The organism is Mesorhizobium sp. P2_E9, from assembly GCF_056403815.1.
On the sequence record NZ_JBFUET010000045.1, the window covers coordinates 1 to 4,625 of the forward strand.

Consider the following 4,625-nt stretch of genomic DNA (forward strand, 5'->3'; position numbering starts at 1 on the left):
GGCTGGCTATGGCAAACGGGCCTTGGTTGAAACGGGGATGGGCAGATATAAGGGCATCATTGGACGGCGATTGCGGGCACGATCATTCCATGCTCAGCAGACAGAAGTTGCCATCGGTGTTACCATTCTCAACCGGATGCTTGACACTGCACGCCCGGTTTCCGTCCGTTGCAAAGCGGCAACGGCGAATTCAAAGTAACCAACCCCATCAAAGACCGAGCGGCGCCTTCATACTGATCCCTGCACCAACGCCCTTTAGGCGGGCACTGTGGCGCGCCGCCTGCCGGCTTGTCCCTTTGAACCAAGGCCTGGCCATTGTCACTATGACCGGCGCGACCGTGAGCGCGCCGCAAGTACGTCCCGGATCGAAAAGCTCGAATGGATTCTCAATAGGCCCGGCAGTGTGGAGAGGACTTCCTTGTGAATCCGTTCGAACGCCCCCGCGTTCTCGACATCGACCCGCAGCAAATAATCTGAGCCGCCGGTCATCAGGTAGCATTCCCTGATTTCGGGGTGTTTGCGGACGGCCGCCTCAAACCGGTCAAGATAGTCTTCTGTTTGCCGCTCGAGCGTGATGTTGATGATCACGGCGATTGTCGATTCAGACTGGGTGGCGTCGATCAGGGCCGTATAGCCGCGGATAACGCCAGCCTGCTCCAAAAGCTTGATGCGTCTCAGACACGCTGATGGCGAAAGGCCGACTTCAGCGGCAAGTTTGGCGTTGCTGACCCGAGCGTCAACCCGAAGCAATCTCAGGATGTTTCGGTCGATAGTGTCCAGTGCCATCATAGCATTAATCCCCGCAAATGTGATCGAACATGCGAATCGATCATCTATTTTGAAACAATCAACGTCACATATGCCAATAATTTCGCTCGTTATTTCATAAGCTCGCTGCCAGGTTAAGGGGAGTCGGACATGGACCGCGTCGTCGTCATGCAGGAGAGAGAAGCAACGGTTCCAAACAAGGGCGCTTCTGGATATCTGACTTTCGACCTTTCGGCGCTTGCTCGCAATTATTCAAAACTCTGCTCGATCCTTGCACCAGCGCGGGCCGCCGCCGTCGTGAAGGCCGACGCCTATGGTCTTGGTGCGGAGCGCGTGGCTCCCGCTCTTTATCGCGCGGGCTGCCGGCACTTCTTCGTTGCGCATCTTGCAGAAGCCGCGAGATTGCGCCCGCTGCTTGCCGCGGATGCCCAGGTTTTTGTGCTCAACGGCCTGCAGCCGGGCAATGAGGAGCCCTGCGCTGAGAGCGGCATCATCCCGGTTCTGAATTCGCTTGAGCAATGGCGGTGCTGGCAAGTGGCTGCAACGCGCATGAAACGGACGCTACCCGCCGTGCTTCAGTTCGACACGGGGATGTCGCGGCTTGGCGTGCCCGTTGAAGAGCGCGAGGCTCTCGCGGCAGAACTGGCTGGCCAAGGCACCGTCGAGATCCTGTTCATCATGAGCCACCTGGCTTCGGCCGATGAGATGGACAGCTATCAGAACGATGACCAACTGGCTGAGATGAAGCGCATCGCCGAAGAATTCCGAGGCCTCGATGTCTGCTTCGCCAATTCGGGCGGCATTTTCCTCGGCAAGACGTATCATGGTGTTCTCGCGCGCCCGGGAATCGCCCTTTATGGCGGCGCCCCGACCGCGGGAGAAGCGAACCCGATGGAGCCGGTCGTTCGTCTCGACGTCGCGGTCGTGCAGACGCGCACGGTTCCAGCAGGTGCAAAGGTTGGCTACAGCGGCACCCACATCGCGGATAGTAAAACCCGGCTTGCGACCATTGCGGCAGGCTACGCTGATGGATTGCCGCGGAGCCTGAGCGGACGTGGGGCCGTCTACTACCAGGGCACACGCCTTCCGATTGTCGGCCGCGTCTCGATGGACAGCATCACGGTAGACATCACGGCGCTGCCCGAAGGCACACTGCGATTGGGCAGCCTCGTCGAGGTGCTCGGCCCGCATCAAACGCTCGAGGACGTGGCCCGCGATGCCGGCACCATATCCTACGAAATCCTGACCAGCCTGGGTGACCGTTATCACCAGCAATATCGCTAGGAGCCGTGGGGCTCGATCATTGGGGACATCATGAAAGTCATCGTTCTTGGGGCCGGCATCGTCGGCGTCACCTCCGCCTATCAACTGGTGAAAGCCGGCCACGACGTCACGGTTATCGACCGGCAGAAAGGCCCAGCGCTGGAGACGAGCTTTGCCAATGCCGGCGAAGTCTCCTTCGGCTATTGCTCGCCCTGGGCAGCGCCGGGCATTCCGATGAAGGCCCTAAAATGGCTGTTCATGGAGCATGCGCCGCTGATCCTGAGGCCGAAAATCGACGCGGCCATGCTCTGCTGGATGGCCAAGATGCTCGTGAACTGCACGTCCGAGCGTTACGCCATTAACAAGAGCCGGATGCTGCGGTTGGCCGACTATAGCCGCATCTCGCTTGCCGCCCTGCGCAAGGAAACGGGCATCGAATATGACGAGCGGATGCAGGGTACGTTGCAGCTCTTTCGCACGCAGGCACAGCTCGATGCTTCCGCCAAGGACGTCAAGGCGCTTGCCGCCGACGGGATTCCCTTCGAGGTTCTCGATCGCGATGGCTGCGTTCGCGCCGAGCCAGCACTCGCGCATGTCCACAACAAGATCGTCGGCGGCCTGCTGACGCCGAAGGATGAAACCGGCGACTGCTTCAAGTTCACCAACGCCCTTGCCAACAAGGCCGAACAATTGGGCGTTCGCTTCTCCTGGGGCACTGAAGTCAAGAAACTGGATGTCGAAGGCGGCCGGGTATGGGGTGTCGTGACCAACTGGGAACGGCTCGCGGCCGAGGCGGTTGTCGTTGCACTTGGCAGCTATTCGCCGCTGCTCCTTAAACGCTACGGCATCAAACTGCCGGTGTATCCGGTCAAGGGTTATTCCTTGACGATCCCAATTACCGATGCTTCGCGCGCACCCGAATCGACGATCATGGACGAAACCTACAAGATTGCCATCACCCGGCTTGGCAACCGTATCCGCGTCGGCGGCATGGCCGAAATCTCCGGCTATACCAATGATCTCGGTGAGGCGCGCCGGCGCACGCTCGAGCATTCCGTCATGGACCTCTTTCCGGGCGGCGATGCCGGCAAGGCGACCTTCTGGTCAGGGCTGCGACCAATGACGCCAGATGGCACGCCGGTGATTGGCCCGACGGAAATCACCGGCCTGTTTCTCAACACCGGCCACGGCACGCTTGGCTGGACAATGAGTTCAGGCTCGGCCCGGGTGATTGCCGATCTGGTTTCTCGCCGCAAGCCGGAAATCGACGCCACTGATCTGGCAATCAGCCGTTACGCCTGATCCAAACACCATATCAATCATCATGGAGGACTGAGCTTTGATCGAACCAATTTCCACAACCGACGCCCCGAGCGCTGTTGGCCCCTACTCTCAAGCCATCAAGGTGGGCGATCTGCTCTTCGTCTCCGGTCAGTTGCCCATTGATCCTGCTACAGGGGAGTTCAATTCGACAAATGCGATCGAACAGGCCGAGCAGTGCCTCAAGAATCTTGCAGCGATTGCCAAGGCCGCAGGGACCACGCTGGCGAAGACGGTGAAGACGACAGTCCTCCTCACCGATCTCGGTGATTTCGCGGAGGTCAACCGCATCTATTCCGGCTTCTTCTCCACGCCCTTCCCTGCCCGCGCCTGCTATGAAGTCAAGGCACTGCCCAAAGGTGCCAAGGTCGAGATCGAAGCCGTGATCGCCTTGATCTAACGGCGACAAATCATCGCCAGCAAAGGAAGGCACCTGAGCAGTGATGGGTCATTGCTCCGGCTTTCCCGTTTCGCATAGAGGTGCGTGGACATCGCAGCCGCACAGGACTGATGGAGGAAGAGGAATGACGCTGACACCGGCGCTGACAAAACACCTGAACAAGCCGCAGCTCTTCCTCGACCTCGCAGCGGAGCCGTATCCGTCGGTCGCCATCTCGAGAAAACGCTTTGCCGTTTTCAATCCCTCGACCGGCGAGTTGCTGGCGGAGGTGCCTGACATGGGTGCTCACGATGCCCGCGCGGCCATCGAAAGAGCATCTGCTGCGCAGCAACCATGGGCTCATCTCACCGCTCGCGCGCGATCGAACGTGCTGTGGGAATGGCATCGGCTAATCCTGGAGCACAGCGACGATCTCGCAGCGATCCTGACCGCTGAGATGGGCAAGCCTTTGGCCGAGGCAAAGTCCGAGGTGCAGCATGCGGCTGCCTATCTTCAGTGGTATGCCGAAGAGGCGAACCGCATCTATGGAGAGACGATCTCCGCCCCGTCGAACGATAGGCGCATGCTGGTGATCAAGCAGCCGATAGGCGTCGTCGGTGCCATCACGCCCTGGAACTTTCCAGCCTCGAGGCGTTGGTGCAGGGATCAGTATGAAGGCGCCGCTCGGTCTTTGATGGGGTTGGTTACTTTGAATTCGCCGTTGCCGCTTTGCAACGGACGGAAACCGGGCGTGCAGTGTCAAGCATCCGGTTGAGAATGGTAACACCGATGGCAACTTCTGTCTGCTGAGCATGGAATGATCGTGCCCGCAATCGCCGTCCAATGATGCCCTTATATCTGCCCATCCCCGTTTCAACCAAGGCCCGTTTGCCAT

The 4,625-nt window shown here is 59.4% G+C and carries 4 protein-coding genes and 3 pseudogenes; 5 read left to right on the top strand and 2 right to left on the bottom strand.

The window, feature by feature from the left end:
- Positions 1-199, top strand: a pseudogene (locus tag AC1D05_RS35640) (IS5/IS1182 family transposase); the annotation flags it as partial.
- 122 nt (positions 200-321) lie between these two features.
- On the opposite strand, the gene AC1D05_RS35645 reads toward AC1D05_RS35640, so the two are convergent.
- The gene (locus tag AC1D05_RS35645) at positions 322-789 is read right to left on the bottom strand and encodes an Lrp/AsnC family transcriptional regulator (protein ID WP_477447656.1); all 468 of its coding nucleotides are present in this window, start codon (positions 787-789) and stop codon (positions 322-324) included.
- Positions 790-918: 129 nt separating this feature from the next.
- Between AC1D05_RS35645 and alr the strand changes: the two genes are divergently transcribed.
- The 4 genes and pseudogenes from alr to AC1D05_RS35665 form a co-directional block, all read left to right on the top strand.
- Positions 919-2,052: an alanine racemase gene (alr, locus tag AC1D05_RS35650; protein WP_477447658.1), complete on the top strand. Its 1,134-nt coding sequence runs from the start codon at positions 919-921 to the stop codon at positions 2,050-2,052.
- Between the two features lie 30 nt (positions 2,053-2,082).
- The gene (locus AC1D05_RS35655) at positions 2,083-3,333 is read left to right on the top strand and encodes a D-amino acid dehydrogenase (RefSeq protein WP_477447660.1); all 1,251 of its coding nucleotides are present in this window, start codon (positions 2,083-2,085) and stop codon (positions 3,331-3,333) included.
- A gap of 37 nt (positions 3,334-3,370) precedes the next feature.
- Positions 3,371-3,751, top strand: coding sequence for a RidA family protein (locus tag AC1D05_RS35660; RefSeq protein WP_477447662.1), 381 nt, complete (start codon positions 3,371-3,373; stop codon positions 3,749-3,751).
- Between the two features lie 124 nt (positions 3,752-3,875).
- Positions 3,876-4,379 (top strand): annotated as a pseudogene (locus AC1D05_RS35665) (aldehyde dehydrogenase family protein); the annotation flags it as partial.
- Positions 4,380-4,434: 55 nt separating this feature from the next.
- Here AC1D05_RS35665 and AC1D05_RS35670 read toward each other — a convergent pair.
- A pseudogene (locus tag AC1D05_RS35670) lies at positions 4,435-4,625 on the bottom strand (IS5/IS1182 family transposase); the annotation flags it as partial.

Bases quoted from the DNA above. Each gene is read 5' to 3' on its own strand.
- AC1D05_RS35645 (WP_477447656.1), bottom strand. From the start codon at position 789: ATGATGGCACTGGACACTATCGACCGAAACATCCTGAGATTGCTTCGG.
- alr (WP_477447658.1), top strand. From the start codon at position 919: ATGGACCGCGTCGTCGTCATGCAGGAGAGAGAAGCAACGGTTCCAAAC.
- AC1D05_RS35655 (WP_477447660.1), top strand. From the start codon at position 2,083: ATGAAAGTCATCGTTCTTGGGGCCGGCATCGTCGGCGTCACCTCCGCC.